At 54.2% G+C, this 17,762-nt stretch carries 18 protein-coding genes; 15 read left to right on the top strand and 3 right to left on the bottom strand.

Going from position 1 to position 17,762, the window contains the following annotated elements:
* Window positions 1-109 precede the first annotated feature (109 nt).
* From AC0VXT_RS14830 to purL, 5 genes are all read left to right on the top strand, one after another.
* On the top strand, window positions 110-889 hold the full coding sequence (locus AC0VXT_RS14830; RefSeq protein ID WP_417824499.1) for an NRDE family protein: 780 nt from the start codon (window positions 110-112) through the stop codon (window positions 887-889).
* Between the two features lie 213 nt (window positions 890-1,102).
* Window positions 1,103-1,861, top strand: coding sequence for a phosphoribosylaminoimidazolesuccinocarboxamide synthase (purC, locus tag AC0VXT_RS14835; RefSeq protein ID WP_022733036.1), 759 nt, complete (start codon window positions 1,103-1,105; stop codon window positions 1,859-1,861).
* Between the two features lie 126 nt (window positions 1,862-1,987).
* Window positions 1,988-2,227: a phosphoribosylformylglycinamidine synthase subunit PurS gene (gene purS / locus AC0VXT_RS14840; RefSeq protein WP_101300054.1), complete on the top strand. Its 240-nt coding sequence runs from the start codon at window positions 1,988-1,990 to the stop codon at window positions 2,225-2,227.
* Between the two features lie 80 nt (window positions 2,228-2,307).
* A complete protein-coding gene (gene purQ, locus AC0VXT_RS14845; RefSeq protein ID WP_475546035.1) occupies window positions 2,308-2,997 on the top strand; it encodes a phosphoribosylformylglycinamidine synthase subunit PurQ in 690 nt (229 codons plus the stop codon).
* Window positions 2,994-5,204 carry a phosphoribosylformylglycinamidine synthase subunit PurL gene (gene purL, locus AC0VXT_RS14850; protein ID WP_475546036.1) on the top strand — a complete coding sequence of 737 codons (2,211 nt, stop codon included), beginning with the start codon at window positions 2,994-2,996 and terminating at the stop codon, window positions 5,202-5,204. Before purQ ends, purL begins: the two co-directional genes overlap by 4 nt.
* Before the next feature lie 59 nt (window positions 5,205-5,263).
* Here purL and AC0VXT_RS14855 read toward each other — a convergent pair whose 3' ends face one another.
* Window positions 5,264-6,082, bottom strand: coding sequence for a helix-turn-helix domain-containing protein (locus tag AC0VXT_RS14855; RefSeq protein WP_475546037.1), 819 nt, complete (start codon window positions 6,080-6,082; stop codon window positions 5,264-5,266).
* 132 nt (window positions 6,083-6,214) lie between these two features.
* Between AC0VXT_RS14855 and AC0VXT_RS14860 the strand changes: the two genes are divergently transcribed.
* Entirely contained in the window at window positions 6,215-6,619 is a 405-nt protein-coding gene (locus tag AC0VXT_RS14860) for a hypothetical protein (protein ID WP_475546038.1), read from the top strand.
* Between the two features lie 124 nt (window positions 6,620-6,743).
* On the opposite strand, the gene AC0VXT_RS14865 is transcribed toward AC0VXT_RS14860, so the two are convergent.
* Window positions 6,744-7,943, bottom strand: a complete 1,200-nt coding sequence (locus AC0VXT_RS14865; RefSeq protein WP_475546039.1) for an Mrp/NBP35 family ATP-binding protein — start codon at window positions 7,941-7,943, stop codon at window positions 6,744-6,746.
* A 415-nt stretch (window positions 7,944-8,358) separates the two neighbouring features.
* On the opposite strand from AC0VXT_RS14865, the gene hflK reads away from it, so the two are divergent.
* From hflK to AC0VXT_RS14885, 4 genes are all read left to right on the top strand, one after another.
* A complete protein-coding gene (gene hflK, locus AC0VXT_RS14870) occupies window positions 8,359-9,492 on the top strand; it encodes an FtsH protease activity modulator HflK (protein ID WP_102784723.1) in 1,134 nt (377 codons plus the stop codon).
* Window positions 9,492-10,364: a protease modulator HflC gene (hflC, locus tag AC0VXT_RS14875; RefSeq protein ID WP_430469565.1), complete on the top strand. Its 873-nt coding sequence runs from the start codon at window positions 9,492-9,494 to the stop codon at window positions 10,362-10,364. Before hflK ends, hflC begins: the two co-directional genes overlap by 1 nt.
* A gap of 115 nt (window positions 10,365-10,479) precedes the next feature.
* Window positions 10,480-10,671, top strand: a complete 192-nt coding sequence (locus AC0VXT_RS14880; RefSeq protein ID WP_022733027.1) for a DUF2065 family protein — start codon at window positions 10,480-10,482, stop codon at window positions 10,669-10,671.
* A gap of 207 nt (window positions 10,672-10,878) precedes the next feature.
* Window positions 10,879-12,375, top strand: coding sequence for a DegQ family serine endoprotease (locus tag AC0VXT_RS14885; protein WP_475546040.1), 1,497 nt, complete (start codon window positions 10,879-10,881; stop codon window positions 12,373-12,375).
* A gap of 84 nt (window positions 12,376-12,459) precedes the next feature.
* Here the strand turns inward: AC0VXT_RS14885 and serB are convergent, their stop codons facing one another.
* Complete coding sequence (gene serB / locus AC0VXT_RS14890) at window positions 12,460-13,350, bottom strand: phosphoserine phosphatase SerB (RefSeq protein WP_475546041.1); 891 nt, start codon at window positions 13,348-13,350, stop codon at window positions 12,460-12,462.
* 159 nt (window positions 13,351-13,509) lie between these two features.
* Here serB and AC0VXT_RS14895 point away from each other — a divergent pair, with 159 nt between their 5' ends.
* The 5 genes from AC0VXT_RS14895 to ilvN all read left to right on the top strand — a co-directional run bounded on the left by AC0VXT_RS14895 (window position 13,510) and on the right by ilvN (window position 17,705).
* On the top strand, window positions 13,510-13,767 hold the full coding sequence (locus tag AC0VXT_RS14895) for a type II toxin-antitoxin system Phd/YefM family antitoxin (RefSeq protein WP_102784719.1): 258 nt from the start codon (window positions 13,510-13,512) through the stop codon (window positions 13,765-13,767).
* Window positions 13,767-14,189, top strand: coding sequence for a type II toxin-antitoxin system VapC family toxin (locus AC0VXT_RS14900; RefSeq protein WP_022733023.1), 423 nt, complete (start codon window positions 13,767-13,769; stop codon window positions 14,187-14,189). Before AC0VXT_RS14895 ends, AC0VXT_RS14900 begins: the two co-directional genes overlap by 1 nt.
* 19 nt (window positions 14,190-14,208) lie before the next feature.
* A complete protein-coding gene (miaA, locus tag AC0VXT_RS14905) occupies window positions 14,209-15,174 on the top strand; it encodes a tRNA (adenosine(37)-N6)-dimethylallyltransferase MiaA (RefSeq protein ID WP_475546042.1) in 966 nt (321 codons plus the stop codon).
* A 152-nt stretch (window positions 15,175-15,326) separates the two neighbouring features.
* The gene (locus AC0VXT_RS14910; RefSeq protein WP_101299782.1) at window positions 15,327-17,090 is read left to right on the top strand and encodes an acetolactate synthase 3 large subunit; all 1,764 of its coding nucleotides are present in this window, start codon (window positions 15,327-15,329) and stop codon (window positions 17,088-17,090) included.
* A gap of 105 nt (window positions 17,091-17,195) precedes the next feature.
* On the top strand, window positions 17,196-17,705 hold the full coding sequence (gene ilvN / locus AC0VXT_RS14915) for an acetolactate synthase small subunit (protein WP_022733020.1): 510 nt from the start codon (window positions 17,196-17,198) through the stop codon (window positions 17,703-17,705).
* Window positions 17,706-17,762 lie beyond the last annotated feature (57 nt).

Raw genomic sequence — 17,762 nt, forward strand, 5'->3', positions numbered from 1 at the left:
AGATTGATAGGCCAGATTGATAGGTGTGACCGGACAGAGGCAATTTCATCCCTTCATCGGTCACTTTTGAATTTGACAAATATGCCCCCATGACGCTTTGATCTGGCTCATGTGTACTGTCATTATTTTACGCCGCCCCGACCACGAATGGCCTGTCATCATTGGCGCCAATCGCGACGAAATGAACAACCGCCCGTGGCAGCCCCCGGCCCGCCACTGGGAAGACCGCCCCCATGTGATTGCCGGACTGGACGAAACAGCCGGGGGCACATGGCTTGGCATCAACGAAGACGGTGTGGTTGCCGCCGTGCTGAACCGGTTTGGCACCCTTGGCCCATCCGATGGCAAACGATCGCGCGGTGAATTGCCGCTTGAAGCACTTGATCATGCAGATGCGATTGACGCCGCACAGGCATTGGCCGAACTTGATGGCACCGCCTATCGCCCGTTTAACATGGTGATTGCCGATAACCGTGATGCATACTGGCTTGCCAATCACGGCGAAGGCAAGATTGAAATCACCGATATCCCCGAAGGTCTGTCGATTGTCACCGCCCACGATCTGAACGACACGGAAAATAGTGCCCGGACAAAACGCAACCTGCCACGCTTCATCAGCGCCCCGGCCCCCAATCCCGAAGCCGATGACTGGTTTGCCTGGCAGGCGCTTCTGGCGGATACCGGAACCCTGCCAGCCGACCCCGACCATCACGATATTCGCGCCGATGCGATGCTGGTCCGAAGCAATATCGGATTTGAAACCCTGTGTTCATCCGTGATCGGTCTGCCGGCGATTCCCACTGACAAAAACGAACTTCCCCGTCGTCCTGTCTGGTTATTTGCCAACGGGCAACCCGATGAGACCCCGTTTCATCCAGTGGCACTATAAACCGGCAACTGTTTGTAAAAACGGCGTAATACAATGGAAATATTGCATTGCGGCACCGTTCGACGTGACGGTTGCAAAATACGATTATCAAGTCTGCATAAATAGACCTTACGCGACAATTGAGTTTCTCGCCCAGCACTGCTATATGGGGGGCGCGATTTTCAGGGTGCTCGGGGACACTCCCCGCAAGCCAAGATGTGAAAGATCCCGCCAATGTCCAGAAAGACGCCCATCTATGAGGGCAAAGCCAAGGTTCTTTACGAAGGTACCGAACCCGGTACGATCATTCAGTATTTCAAGGATGATGCCACCGCCTTTAACGCGCAGAAGCGCGGCACGATTGCAGGCAAGGGTGTGCTCAACAACATGATTACCGAATTCGTCATGACCCGTCTGGCGGAAATCGGCATCCCGACCCACTTCATTCGCCGCCTGAACATGCGCGAACAGCTGTGCCGCAAATGTGAAATCGTTCCGATCGAAGTTGTCGTGCGCAACATCGTGGCCGGGTCGATGGCAAAGCGTCTTGGCCTTGAAGAAGGCGAACGCCTGCCGCGTCCGATTGTCGAATTTTATTATAAAGACGACGATCTTGGCGATCCGCTGGTATCGGATGAACATATCCTCGCTCTGGGCTGGGCAAGTGCCGAAGAGCTTGAGGAAATTGTCGGCATGACGCTGCGTGTCAATGACTACCTGTGTGGTCTGATGCGCGGTATCGGCATCAAACTGGTTGATTTCAAACTTGAATTTGGCCGTGTTTGGGAAGGCGATTTTGCGCATCTGGTTCTGGCCGATGAGTTTAGCCCTGACAACTGCCGTCTTTGGGATGCAGAAACCAACGAAAAGATGGATAAGGACCGATTCCGCCGCGACATGGGTGGCGTGGAAGAGGCCTATCAGGAAGTTGCCCGCCGTCTTGGTGTGCTGCCTGAATCCGCCGAAATAGAAATGCTCAATAAAGACAAATAATCCCAAGGCCGCGTTCGCGCGGCCTTTTTCTTATGGCTGATCGGTGATCGATGTCATCGGACAGCGTTTTGTTTGCAAGCAATATCGCGCATGCGCCTTCGCATGCGAACGTTAAAGGAGCTTCCCGTGAAAGCACGTGTTCATGTCACCCTGAAGAACGGTGTTCTTGATCCGCAAGGCAAAGCCGTTCACCACGCCCTTCAGGGGCTTGGTTTTGATGGCGTCAATGACGTCCGTCAGGGCAAGTTCATTGAACTGGAAATCGACGGTACGGATACAGCCAAGGCCAAAGCCGAGGTCACCGAAATGTGCGAGAAGCTTCTCGCCAATACCGTGATCGAAGACTACACCATCGAGCTGGCTTAACCGCCCCGCCAAGGTTTTGCTTAAGCAGACTTTTGCGGTTCGAGATTACGTAACGGACCCTAATCGAGAGACGGTATTTCATGAAATCCGCTGTCATCCTGTTTCCCGGCATCAACCGGGAAAATGACGCCATCGCAGCCTTAAAACAGGCGACCGGCACCCAGCCGACCCTGGTTTGGCATGGCGAAACCGAGCTTCCCAACGTTGACATCATCATGGTTCCCGGCGGCTTTTCTTATGGTGACTATCTGCGCTGCGGGGCGATGGCTGCCAAATCGCCGATCATGCGCGCCGTTGCTGAGCGCGCAAGTCAGGGTGTGACCATTCTGGGCGTGTGTAACGGTTTCCAGATTTTGACAGAAGCAGGTCTTCTGCCCGGTGCGCTGATGCGTAACGCCAGCCTGAAATTCATCTGCAAAAACACGCATCTGAAAATCGAAAACACCACAACCCGCTTTACCAACCAATATGGCAAAGGCGATGTGGTCGATTATCCGGTGGCCCATCATGATGGCAACTATTTTGCCGATGAAGACACGCTCAACCGTCTTGAAGGTGAAGGCCGCGTTGTGCTGCGGTACTGCGATGCCAACGGTGCCGTTGACACAGAAACCAACCTTAATGGGTCGCAGCGCAACATCGCAGGCATCATCAACGAGGCGGGCAATGTTCTTGGCATGATGCCCCATCCGGAAAATGCCATTGATCCGCTGCATGGCGGGATTGATGGTCGCGGTCTGTTCAAAAGCATGGTGGAGGCAGTATCGTGAGCACCAACCAATTCAACAGCACACCGATCACGCCGGAACTGGTCAAGGAACACGGACTGAATGAGGAAGAGTACAAACTCGTCCTCGAGATTATGGGCCGTGAACCCAACATCAACGAACTTGGTATTTTTTCGGTTATGTGGTCTGAGCATTGCTCCTACAAATCATCGAAAAAATGGCTGAAAACGCTGCCGACCAAGGCTGATTGGGTTATTCAGGGTCCGGGTGAAAACGCCGGTGTGATTGACATCGGCGATGGTCAGGCCGCCATTTTCAAAATGGAAAGCCACAACCACCCGTCGTTCATCGAACCCTATCAGGGGGCGGCAACCGGTGTTGGCGGCATCATGCGTGATGTCTTCACCATGGGCGCACGTCCGATTGCCAACCTCAATGCGCTGCGCTTTGGCGCGCCAGAGCATCCGAAAACACGCCACTTGCTTAGCGGCGTTGTCGAAGGGATCGGCGGCTATGGCAACTGCATGGGGGTTCCGACCATTGGTGGCGAAACCAACTTCCATGCGTCCTATAACGGCAATATCCTGGTCAATGCGATGACCGTGGGCCTGGCCGATACGGACAATATTTTCTATTCGGCGGCGGCTGGTATTGGTAACCCGGTTGTTTATGTCGGGTCGAAAACCGGTCGTGACGGTATCCATGGTGCGACCATGGCATCGGCCGAGTTTGATGACGACAGCGATGAAAAGCGCCCAACGGTTCAGGTTGGTGATCCGTTCACCGAGAAACTGCTGCTTGAAGCCTGCCTTGAACTGATGGCGACCGACATGATCGTTGCCATTCAGGACATGGGGGCGGCTGGTTTGACGTCATCCTCATTCGAGATGGCGTCCAAAGGCGGCGTTGGTGTTGAGCTGTGGCTTGATAAAGTACCAATGCGCGAAGAAGGCATGACGCCCTATGAGCTGATGCTGTCAGAATCACAAGAACGCATGTTGATGGTACTTAAACCCGGTTGCGAAGAGGCCGCCAAGGCGATCTTTGACAAATGGGAACTCGACTTTGCGGTGATCGGCACGCTGACTGATACCAAACGCATGGTTCTGAAATGGCACGGTGAACTTGCCGGTGATCTTCCGATTGATCCGCTGGCCGAAGCATCGCCGGAATATGACCGCCCATGGGAAGAGACGCCAAAACAGGACCGCGTTGATCCGGCAAGCCTTTCGGGCAAGGTCGATCATATCGATGCACTGAAAACCCTGATTGCGTCGCCTGATTTGGCTTCACGTCGCTGGATCTGGGAACAGTATGACCATCTGGTCATGGGCAACACGATTGTCCGCCCGGGTGGTGATGCCGGCGTTGTGCGTGTTTCTGGCACGAACAAGGGCATTGCAGCGACCGCTGACTGCACCCCGCGTTATGTTATGGCCGATCCGGTCGAAGGCGGCAAACAGGCCGTTGCCGAAGCATATCGTAACCTGATCGCAACGGGCGCCAAGCCGCTGGCGATCACGGACAATATGAACTTTGGCAACCCGGAACGTCCGCGCATCATGGGTCAGTTTGTCGGTGCCTGTCAGGGCATTGCAGAAGCCTGCATCACGCTGGACTTCCCGGTCGTGTCGGGCAACGTGTCGCTGTATAACGAAACCAACGGCGAAGGCATCATGCCGACCCCGGCCATTGGCGGCGTTGGCGTGATTTCCGATCTTGGTCATCATGCAACCATTGGCCTTAAAGCCGGTGAAGGTACGCTTATCATGATCGGTGCGGCCACGGGTGAATTGGGCCAGTCGCTGTATCTTAAGACCATCGAAGGTCGCGAAGAAGGTGCGCCGCCGCCGGTCGATCTGGGTGCGGAAAAACGTGCCGGTACGCTGGTGCGCGAATTGATCGAACTTGGTGTTGTTAAAACCTGCCACGATATCGCCGATGGTGGCCTTTTGGTTACCGTTGCCGAAATGTGCATGGCGGGCAATATCGGTGCGGATGTCAGCCTGCCAGAACAGGGCAGCGAAGCCGCATGGCTGTTTGGCGAAGATCAGGGCCGCTACGTGATCGCTACCAGCGATCCGGACAAGGTTCTAAATGCTGCGGCCAGTGCCAATGTTGCCGCCGTCATCGTTGGTCAGATCGGTGGCGATGCCATCAGCATCGAAGGCGACGCCAAAGTCAGCGTTTCCGATCTGCGCGATCTGAACGAAGGCTGGATGCCGTCCTTTATGGCAGACGCCACCTAATCAGCAATCATTTTCTGCAAACACAAAACCCCGCCAGAACATTCTGGCGGGGTTTTGTTTTAAAGACCGGATGCCAATTGGCGCAAAGCATGTCCCGTCGCCGCGTCCGCAGGCAACAACGTTTCAATTGCCAATTCTGACAATGTGACTTCGACCGGCGTCCCAAACACGGTCGTCGTGCTGACAAACCGTAATGTGCCAATCTCTGTTTGCAGCACCAATGGCACCACAAGCCCGGATAAGGTCCCAGCATCTGTCGGTGGCGTGTGTTCCGCACCCGTTACTGTCGGTGGCATACGATAATGGCAGGCTTCGTCATGCAGACCACGCAGCCTGGGATCTGCAGTCACCTCGATCTGGCGGCGCAGACGATCAAGCAAATGATCCTTCCATTGGATATAATTGACCACACGCGATGCCAGACCATCGGGATGCAGGCTCAGCCGCAACAGGTTTACCGGCGGACGCAGTAATTCAGCATCAACACCGTCAAGCATCAAAGGCACAATCTTGTTGGCAGCCACCATGTTCCAGTGCCGGTCCATGGCAAGTGCCGGATAGGGCTCATGCGCCGACAGAATTTGATCAACAGCTGCGCGTATCGCCATTGACTGATCATCAGCAAAATCATGTTCGGCGTAGATCGGCGCAAAACCGCCCGCAACCAGCAAACTGTTGCGTTCACGCAGCGGAATTTCAAGACAATCGGCAAGATGCAGAACCATGTCCCGGCTGGGCTTTGATCGACCGGTTTCAAGGAAACTGAGATGACGCGTTGAAATCTGCGCCATACCCGCAAGGTCAAGCTGACTTAACCGGCGCTGTTTGCGCCATGCTTTCAAAACACCTGAAAATGTGTCGCGATTTATCTGGTTCATTGTTTGCCCTGCATGAATTTGACACAGACTATCATCAAACAATTCGACGTGACATTACCTCCGAGGTAATCGCGGCCATTACCTGTCGCCGATATGCTGCAGCCATCACAACCAACCCGAAAGGTTAGAACGATGTCTGTAGCTTCTTCTGCAAAATTGCTAAAAACCGTATTGGTGCTCGACGCCGCAACCTGCCTTGCCTTTGGCGTCCTGTTAACCCTTGGCGCAGACCTTCTGGGTGAATGGTTTGGCCTGCCGAACGACTTACTGCTGATTGCTGGTGTGATTTTGTTTCCCTGTGCCGTCCTGATGTATGTCACCGGACATCAGGAAACACCAAGCCCCGCACTGGTTTGGCTGATCATCATCGGCAATGTCGGATGGGTCATCGCAAGCATTGCCGTCCTGCTGCTGCCCGCCATCTCGCCCTCGTTACTCGGCTTTGGATTTGTCATCGTGCAGGCATTAGCGGTTTGTCTGTTGGCTGGGCTGGAATACCGGATGCTTACGAGCACCGGCAAGCTTGCAACGGCTTGAATCCTCCTGCCCCAAGCCCCAAGCCCCAAGTCCCAGTCCCAAACCGCAAAAGCAAAACCCCGCCAGCATATTGGCGGGGTTTGATCGTTTTCAGATTTGCCAAAAGACCTTGGCAGAACCGTCGTTACTTAAAGCTGATTTTCGGGAACAAGCTTTTTTTCTTGGGCTCGGACACCGGACCAACCTGTTCCTCAATTGCCGCTGCAATCTTGTCGGCAATCGCGCCATAGGCCTTGGTGTGTTCGCCGTCCGGGTCTGAATGGACAATCGGTTTGCCTTCATCCGCCCCCAGACGGATTTTCAGATCAAGCGGGATTTCGCCAAGAAATGGCACATTCAGCTCATCCGCCGCCTTATGCGCGCCACCGTGATCAAACACATGATCGATATGGCCGCATTCCGGGCATTTGTAATAGGACATGTTTTCGATCAGGCCGAAGACCGGCACATTGACCTTGCGGAACATGTTAAGCCCCTTGCGGGCATCCAAAAGGGCGATATCCTGTGGGGTGGAAACAATCACCGCCCCGGTAACAGGCACACGCTGCGCCATGGAAAGTTGAATATCGCCCGTTCCCGGTGGCATATCGACAACCATCACGTCGAGAACGCCCCAATCGGTATCGCGCAGAAGCTGTTCAAGCGCGCCCATCGCCATCGGGCCGCGCCAGATCACCGGTTGTTCTTCGTCGATCATAAAGCCAATCGACATGATCCGAATGCCAAAGGCCGATGGCGGGGTCATTTTGCCATCAATATCAGATGGTTTCGGTTTGGCATCGCGAAGCCCCAGCATCCGCGGCAAACTCGGGCCATAGATATCGGCATCCAGCAAACCGACCTTAAGCCCCTTGGCCGCGAGCGACAGCGCCAGATTGACCGAGGTGGTCGATTTACCAACCCCGCCCTTACCCGACGCCACCGTAATGATGCTGCGCACGTCAGGCAGTTCAAGCGGCTTTTGACCGCCACCCTGCGGACGTTGCCCCACCTGACCTGCTTGCCCGGAAGCCGCACCAGCAGGGCGTGACGGGCCGCCCGGTGCCTTTGGCGCGCTATCGGCTGCACCCTTGGCGCGCTCGGCGGTCAGGGCCACACGGGCCGTTGTGACCCCGTTCACAGCAGCCACCGCCTTTTCAGCAGTCTGGCGCAAATCTTCGAGGGACGGTCCGCGTTGCGGATCAACAGCAATCATGATATTGACTGTTTGGTCATTTATATCAATACCTTGCACCATATCCTTGGCAACGATTGATTGGCCGTCTACCGGGTCGATCACGCTGTTAAGGGCGGCGATAATCTGTTCACGGTTGGGCGAGGTCATATTGCGGTCTCCAATTTGTGCCTTAAGTCCGGGATCATATAGAACTTGCAAGCGCGTATCGTTGTTTTGCAAGGCAAGCTGTCATATAAGGCGAAAGAGCATGCGCCGTCCAACAAGTTTCAGTGTGTTTGTTTTTGGCGTACTGTTTGACTTAATACGAGCGGGAAAATCGATGGGCACCATCGCCGACCCGATGCTGTAAAGTCAAATAGCGTTAAAACAAGACCGTCGGGCCAGATCATCTTGAGATTGTCTGTTGCCCGCAGCGCCAAGCCCGTTTACGCGTAGTGAGCTACGCCCTGCCGGTTTATCCTTGCAGGACAAAAGGCTGGCTTGGCACAATGGAGTTTGTTGGACGGAGCGTGCGCTCGGTAACCAAAATAAACACCGAACGGCAAGAAGAGGAAAACACTCGATGCCATGGAATTCACAAGGGGGCGGTGGCCCCTGGGGCAGCGGCGGAAATAATGGCGGCGGTCAAAACCCGTGGGGACAGCGTCCTTCGGGTGGCGGCGGCGGCGGTGGAAATACGCCCCCCGATTTTGATGAAATGATTCGCAAAGGCCAGGAACGCCTGAAACGGCTGTTCCCCGGTGGTGGCGGATACAAGGGCTTCGTGCTGATTGGTATCGCGATCATCGGGATTTGGCTTTTGACCGGCTTTTACCGTGTCCAACCGGGCGAACAGGGTGTCACACTTCTGTTTGGCAAATGGGTTGGTACCACTGGTCCGGGTTTGAACTATTTCCTTCCGGCCCCGATTGGCGAGGTTATTAAACCGAACGTCGAACGGACCAACCAGATCGAGGTCGGGTTCCGCGGCGCTGGCAATGTCGGCAGCGGCAACAATTCGCGCGATGTGCCTGAAGAAAGCCTGATGCTGTCCGGCGATCAGAATATCATCGACATTGATTATGTTGTTCAGTGGCGCATCAGCGACGCTGGCTCTTATCTGTTCAACGTCCGTGACCCGGAAAACACCATCAAACTGGCGTCGGAAAGTGCCATCCGTGAGGTCATCGGTAAAACCAGCCTCGAAGAAGCACTGACCGTTGGCCGTGTCCGGGTCGAGGAACAGACCCGCACATTGCTGCAGGAAATCATGAACGGATATGAGTCCGGCATTTTCATCGCCGAAGTGAAAATGCAAAAAGTGGACCCGCCAGCCGAAGTTATCGATGCGTTTAACGATGTGCAGCGTGCGCGTCAGGACCGTGATCGTTCCCAGAACGAGGCACTGGCCTATCGCAACGACATCATCCCGCGTGCAAAAGGTGAAGCAGAACGAACCATTCTGCAGGCCCGCGCATATAAGGACCGTGTGACCAAGGAAGCACAGGGTGAGGCAGAACGCTTTACCTCGATCTATAATTCCTATCTGACTGCGCAAGATGTCACCACGCGCCGCCTGTATCTTGAAACCATGCAGGAAATTCTGAGCAAATCTGACAAAGTCATTATTGATCAGAATGCTCAGGGCAATGGTGTTGTGCCGTATCTTCCGCTGCCGGAAGTCCAGAAACGTGCGAATGCAGGAGGCAACAACTAATGGCAAGTCCTAAACTTATTGCCGCAGGCGTCGTTGTCGTTATCGCTGCCGTGGTTGGCTCCATGTGTGTATTTACCGTACGTCAGGACCAGCAGGCGCTTGTTCTTCAGTTCGGTAATCCGGTCCATGCTGTTTCCGAACCGGGTCTGCATTTCAAACTGCCGATCCAGAACGTGGAATATTATGAGCGCCGTATTCTGGAGCTTGACCCGCCGGTTCAGCAGGTTCTTCTGTCGGATCAGAAGCGTGTCAATGTTGACAGCTTTGCCCGCTGGAAAATCATCGATCCGCTGATCTTCCGTCAGCGTGCGACCAACTCGACGAACTTTGTTCAGTTGTTTGGTCAGCGTCTGAATTCGGTGATCCGTGGTGAACTGGCTCAGGCCCCGCTTATTGCCTTGCTGTCGGATAATCGTGCGCAGATCATGCAAAAGATCCAGGCGACCCTAAGCGAACCGGCCAAGGAATTTGGTGTTGAGCTGATTGACGTGCGTATTGGTCGTACCGATCTGCCACAGGAAACATCGCAGGCGGTGTATAACCGTATGCGTTCTTCCCGTATTGCCGAAGCCGCACAGCTTCGCGCAGAAGGTGAGGAGCTCAAGGCGAAAATTCAGGCCGAAGCTGACCGCGAACGCGTCGGTATCCTTGCCGAGGCAAACCGTCAGGCCGAAGTCCTGAGCGGTGAAGGCGATGCAGAGCGTAACGTCGTGCTGGGTAAGGCCTACGGCGCAGATGCGGACTTCTTTGAATTCTACCGCACGCTGGAATCCTACAAAACCGCGCTTTCGAACGGCTCGACCATGGTGCTTTCACCAGATAGCGAGTTTTTCCAATACTTTAATAAGTCGGCGCCAGACACAAGCCGCTAGACAAAACATAAGGGCGACCTGCATATTAGTCAGGTCGCCCTTTTTGTTTTCATAATTTTGATCTGTTAGCATCCATAGCTGACGGGCATAAAAAACCGCCGGAACGTCCGCACCCATGAAGGAACTTGCCACAGCCATACTTCTGGCGATTGCGCTAGAAGGCATGTTTTATTCGCTGTTTCCGGGCGGCATGAAACGGGTGATGGAAATGGTTCAGGAAATCCCGGAATCACAACTTCGTGCAGGCGGACTGATTGCAGCCATAGCAGCAATTGGGGCAATTTGGGCCGTGCGAACCTGGCTGTAAGACTGGGTTTTTGGCGGGAAAACAGCAGCAGTGCGGAGCTATCGCCACAATAAAGTGATGATATTTCCTTCTTTTTCCTCAGGCTTGCCCAAATTCTGCCAAAGTCGGGTTTAAGTTGGATAGTTAAGCGATGGGTGAATTACGAGGCTCCATCGCGCGCTGCAACATACAAATACCGTGAACGCGGCAACGAACAGGATCAAAAACATGCTACAGGCATTCTACAACCCGGTGCGGAGCAAAGTAAGCGCGGCACTGGTGATTGTTCTTCTTGGCGTGACCAGTGTTTCGCAAATCGCGAATGCCCGCCCCGCTCCTGACAGCTTCGCAGATCTGGCTGAACGCCTTCTGCCCAGTGTTGTGAACATCGCGACCAGCCAAATGGTTGCTGATCGTCAGGGACCAGACTTCCAGTTTCCTCCCGGCTCACCTTTTGAAGACCTTTTCCGCGATTTCATGGATCGCAACGGTCAGGGCGGCGAACAGGGTGGCCCAAGCCCACAGAAACGCCGTGCCACAGCCCTTGGTTCGGGCTTCATCATCTCAGCCGATGGCTATATCGTAACCAACAATCACGTCATTGATGGTGCCGATGAAATCAGCGTTCGCCTTCATGATGGCGATACGCTTGATGCCAAACTGATTGGCCGCGACCCCAAAACCGACGTTGCCTTGCTTAAGGTCGAGCCAAAAGAAGACCTGCCATTTGTTAAATGGGGCAGTTCCGATGATGCGCGCATTGGCGATTGGGCCATGGCGATCGGCAACCCGTTTGGTCTTGGTGGCACTGTGACGGCCGGGATCGTTTCAGCCCGTAACCGTAACATCAATCAGGGTCCCTATGATGACTTCATCCAGACCGATGCCTCAATCAACCGTGGCAACTCTGGCGGTCCGCTGTTTAACCTTGATGGCGACGTGATCGGCATTAACAGTGCGATCTATTCCCCGTCAGGTGGTTCTGTCGGTATCGGCTTTGCCATTCCCTCCGCCATTGCCCAAAGCGTTGTCGACCAGCTTAAAGAATACGGCCGTACCCGTCGCGGGTGGCTTGGTGTTCACATCCAGACCGTTACCGAAGACATCGCAGACTCGGTCGGCCTTGATGAAAGTGCTGGTGCGATGGTTGCAGGTGTCTCGGACGAAGGTCCGGCCAAAGAAGCTGGCATCAAACAGGGTGACGTCATTCTGACCTTTGATGGCAAGAAAGTCGAAAGCATGCGCAACCTGCCGCGCATCGTTGCAGAAACCGAAATCGGCAAAGACGTCGATGTGGTAATCTGGCGTGACGGCAAAAAGCAGACCGTACAGGTCGAGCTTGGCGAACTTGAAGAAGACGTCGTCGCCGCGAATGCACCGGCCAACGACCAAACCGAAGCCCCGGCAATTGCCGAAGCATCGGTTGACGCCCTTGGCATCAAGATTGCCAACGTCAATGACGAACTGCGCACCCGCTATAACCTTGCAGAAGGTACCGAGGGTGTCATCGTCACCGACGTCAGCAGCGACAGCTTTGCTGCGGAAAAGGGTGTCCGTCCGGGCGACATCATCATTGAAGCGTCGCATAGCTCAGTTTCAAACGTCGAAGACGTCATGGATGCGGTTAAATCCGCCGTTGACGATGAAAAACGCACCATCCTGATGTTGATCGAAACATCGGCAGGTGCGCGTTACTTTGGCCTGACACTGAACACAGAACAATAATCCACAGCGATTATTATCAAACATGAAAAAAGGGCGGCCTGTCATATGCAGGTCGCCCTTTTTTGTTAACTTGGGTTTCGTCGATCAAACAACGAATTCAGATTTCCGATACCCTTGCAGGTACAAAAGTGCGGTCAGATCACCATGATTGATGCAGATACGCGCCTGTTCGCGCACCGATGGCTTGGCGTGGAAGGCCACACCGGTTCCGGCGAGCGAAATCATCTGAAGGTCATTGGCCCCATCGCCAACCGCCATGGCATCATCCACCGTCATGCCGTGTTCTTCGGTCAGGTTTTCAAGCGCATCAACCTTGGCCTGACGGTCTAAAACCGGCTTTTGCACCTTGCCGGTCAATTTACCGTCTTTGGTCATCAAAACATTCGCCTGATCAAAGTCAAAGCCAAGCTCCTTGCGCACAGCAGCGGTAAAGAAGTCAAAGCCGCCCGATACAAGGGCGGCAAACGCGCCATTGGCCTTCATCGTTGCGACCAGCGTCTTGGCCCCACCGGTATATTCAACCGTTTTCCATGCTTCGGCCAACATATCGGTCAACATGCCATCCAAAAGCCCCACCCGTTCATCAAGGGCGGCTTCAAAATCAAGTTCACCATTCATCGCACGTGCTGTAATCGCCGCAACCCGGTCCTTGACCCCGGCAAACTCAGCCAGTTCATCCAACGTTTCACCCGTGACCATGGTGCTGTCCATATCGGCAATCAGAAGCTTCTTGCGCCGGGTGAGAATCTTTTGGGTGACGGCGTCCACCTCAAGTTCGGCCTCGGCCAGCGTGGTGTCAGCAACATCAAGGGTGATCCCGTCGAACTCAAGGTCACAGGCCTCCCCACCGGCAAGCCAGCTTACACCGCCAACAAGTGCCCCCGCCCCGGTCAGCGCAATCGCCGCACGATCAATGATGGCATCTGTCAATGCGTTCGAGTTCGGGGCAGCGATCAGGGTCAGTACCAATTTCATGGTATGGAGGCTCCTTAGCGGAAAAGAGATTAAACCGATATATCGCCTTTATCCGGATTGCATCGAACCATGACAAGAGCGTTTGTTGATTTTGTCGATTATCTTGATCTGAACCCCTTTTAATTGTAGTATTGTTTCTACATTTTAAGGAGGTGCGATATGGGAATTACGACAATATCAAGCCGTGAATTCAATCAGGATACAAGCAGCGCAAAGAAAGCATCCAACAGCGGTCCGGTTGTGATCACCGACCGGGGCAAGCCATCGCATGTTTTGTTATCGATTGAAGAGTATCAGAAGCTGACCGGCAACCTGCCATCTATTGTTGAGTTGCTTGCAATGCCTGCTGACACGGGCGACTTCGCTTTCGACCCGCAACCGGCCCATATCGGCATAAAGTCGGCTGACCTGTCCTGATGTTTATCCTTGATACCAATGTCATATCCGAACTGCGCAAGGCGGCATCGGGTCGTGCGGATGAAAACGTTGTTGCGTGGGCACGCTCGGTATCGACAGTTAGCTTGTATATGTCCGCGATCAGTGTGCTGGAAATTGAAACCGGCATTTTGAAAATCGCACGCAAAGATGCCCAACAGGCACAACTGCTGCGTGACTGGTTTGAAGAACAGGTTTTGGCAGCGTTTCACGAACGCATCTTGCCGATTGACCACATTATTGCGCGTAAATGTGCAAGTTTGCATGTTCCCGACCCCAAATCAGAACGTGATGCCCTGATTGCCGCAACCGCACTGGTTCATGGCATGACAATTGTGACGCGCAATGTAAAAGACTTTGATCAAACAGGCGCACGTCTGTTTGATCCATGGCACCCGAATTGATCAGAGACGAATTTGTAAAATGCCCACACCGAGTAAACCCGACTTCCAGCCCGTCCTGATCGTTGCCGGCCCCACCGCCAGCGGCAAGTCTGCACTTGCCCTTGATATGGCAAATACCTTTGACGGTGTGGTGATCAATGCCGACAGCATGCAGGTCTATAAAGAATTGCGTGTGCTCAGTGCGCGGCCCGACGATGGCGAACTTGCCCGTGCGCCGCATCGTTTGTATGGGGTTCTTTCCGGGGCGGAGGCCTGCTCAGCCGGAAAGTGGCGCGAAATGGCGATGACCGAAATTGCTGAGTGTCACGCCCAAGGCAAGCTTCCGATCATTACCGGGGGTACTGGCATGTATTTGAATGCCCTGACCGCCGGGATTGCGCCGATCCCGGATGTTCCGATGCGGATTCGCGAGACCGTTACCGCCGAACTGGCTGAAATGGGCCACGTCGCGTTCTTTGACAAACTCAAACGCGATGACCCGGAAACCGCCGCCAAGCTTGATGGCAACAACACTCAAAGGATGATTCGCGCCGCCGAAGTTTTTGCCCATACCGGACGTGGATTGGCCAGTTGGCACAACGACCCCGTAATGACGCCGCCCGAAAACATGTTTTTCAAGAAGCTTTGTTACATGCCGCCGCGCGACATTTTATATGACCGCTGCAACCGGCGTTTTGATCTGATGATCGCGCAAGGCGCACTTGACGAAGTTCGTGATCTGATTGCCTTGAATTTGCCGCCAACAGCGCCTGTAATGAAGGCTGTCGGCGTCAGAGAGCTTTCCTCATACTTATCGGGCACCACTGATCTTGAGGCCGCGCGCGACCTGTCGCAACGCGAAACCAGACGCTATGCCAAGCGGCAATTAACCTGGTTTCGCCATCAGATGACCGACAAGGAAATCATCGACACGCAATATTCGGAAAGTTTGGCGGACAAATTGCGTCATGATATTAACCAATTTCTGTTGACCACGCCAAAGTGAGGCGATAGGTTGGCGCTTCCACCGCCGGAATGGCGGAAAACCGCCGTTTCGGCGGATTTTTCAACTCCAATTCGAGGATAATTGGATCATGTTTCAACCACGCGGTTATCACGCGACACGTTGTTGTCGCTAAGTAAAGAGGCTCGAAAATCATGGCAGAACGTATTTTGAACGGTTCGGAAGTAGTGTTGCAGGCCCTTGCAGATCAAGGTGTGGAAGTCGTGTTCGGCTATCCCGGCGGCGCTGTCCTACCGCTATATGACGAGATATTTAAACAGAACCGAATTCGTCACGTTCTCGTGCGCCATGAACAGGCTGCTGTCCACGCTGCTGAAGGTTACGCCCGCTCGACCGGTAAGGTCGGCGTTGTGCTTGTAACCAGCGGACCGGGTGCGACCAATGCCGTAACGGGCCTTACCGATGCGTTGATGGACTCGATTCCAGTTGTCTGCCTGACCGGTCAGGTGCCGACCCATTTGATCGGCAATGATGCGTTTCAGGAAGCCGACACCACCGGCATTACCCGCCCGTGCACCAAGCATAACTATCTGGTGAAAGATCCAGAACGTCTTGCGCGCACCATGCATGAAGCTTTCCACGTTGCCTCTTCCGGGCGTCCGGGACCGGTTGTGATTGACCTTCCCAAGGATATTCTGGTTGGCAAGGCGCCGTACCTTGAACCGTCACAGGTTCAGCACCGGACCTATAACCCGGTGGTCAAAGGCGACCGTGGTCAGATCGAACAAGCCCTTGAAATGCTGGCATCGGCCAAAAAACCGATCCTGTATTGCGGCGGCGGTGTGATCAATTCCGGCGAACAGGCCTGTAAGCTTCTGGCGGAATTCACCCGCACCACGGGCATTCCGATCACGCTGACCCTGATGGGGCTTGGTGCCTATCCGGCATCGGACAAGCAGCACCTTGGCATGCTGGGCATGCACGGCACCTATGAAGCCAACATGGCGATGCATGATTGCGATGTCATGTTTGCCGTTGGTGCACGTTTTGATGACCGTGTAACCGGCAACCTTGATTTCTTTGCGCCGGGATCACAGAAAGTCCAGATCGACATTGATCCAAGCTCGATCAACAAAAACGTTCCGGTCGATATCGGCATTGTTGGCGACATCGGTCACGTTCTTGAAGACATGATCAAGATCTGGAAAGCCAAGCAATACAAGCTCGACGCACAGGCGCTTGATGGCTGGTGGAAAGAGATTGAAGGCTGGCGTGAAAAACACTGCCTGTCCTACAAGCAGCCCAAAGACGTGATCAAGCCGCAGCACGTTATTCGCCGTGTGCATGCGCTGACCCGCGATCGCAAAACCTACATCACCACCGACGTTGGTCAGCACCAGATGTGGGCCGCCCAGCATTTCGGGTTTGAACACCCGTATGAATGGATGACATCCGGTGGTCTTGGCACCATGGGATACGGCATGCCCGCCGCCCTTGGCGTTCAGGTTGCCCACCCGGATGCAACGGTCGTCTGCTTTACCGGTGATGCGTCGATCATGATGAACATTCAGGAATGCGCGACGATGACGCAGTATCGTCTGCCGATCAAAACCGTGATCCTGAATAACCGGTACATGGGTATGGTCCGCCAGTGGCAGCAGCTTCTGCACGGGTCGCGCTATTCCGAAAGTTATAGCGAAACCCTGCCCGACTTCGTCAAATTGTCTGAGGCCTTCGGCTTTACCGGCATGAAGTGCGAAAATCCGGCTGATCTTGATGATGCCATTGCCAAGATGCTCGAAATTGATGGTCCGGTTATTCTGGATGTTGCTGTCGATGATAAGGAAAACTGCTATCCGATGATCCCGTCGGGCAAGCCGCACAATGAAATGCTGCTTGGGCAGGAAACCAACGGCAACGAAGCCATTGATTCCGACGAAGGAATGGTTCTGGTCTGATCCGCACCCAATAAAAGCGTGAGACGACATCATCAAAACCATAATGAAAAAGCCGGTGTGGGCGGCAACATATTGCCCCCCACCGCGCCCTAGCGGAGCGAAACCGTGAAAGAAACCGAAATTTCGAAGCACACCATTTCTGTTCTGGTGGATAACGAAGCAGGCGTCCTGGCCCGTGTCATCGGGCTGTTTTCGGGCCGTGGCTATAACATCGAAAGCCTGACAGTGGCCGAGGTCGATGCGCATACCCATGAATCGCGCATCACCGTTGTCACATCGGGCACCCCGATGGTCATCGAACAGATCAAGGCACAGCTTTCGCGTCTTGTCCCGGTTCACAAGGTCAATGATCTGACCTTGTCGGGACCAAGTGTTGAACGTGAATTGGCCCTGATCAAGGTGATTGCAACGGGTGAGAAACGCGTCGAATCCCTGCGTATTGCCGATATCTTCAAGGCACGCGCAGTCGATGCGACCAACAGTTCCTTCGTTTATGAAATCATCGGCAGCCCCGAAAAGATTGACGCTTTCATCAAATTGATGGAACCGCTGGGGCTTTCGGAAATTTCGCGTACGGGTGTCGCAGCAATTTCGCGCGGCACACTGACGATGTGAGTTTGCCCTGCCCGGTGATCCGCATCGGGCAGGGCATTGGGGGTTTTGCCCCTAAAC

Source organism: Thalassospira sp. Z349TD_5, from assembly GCF_056173045.1.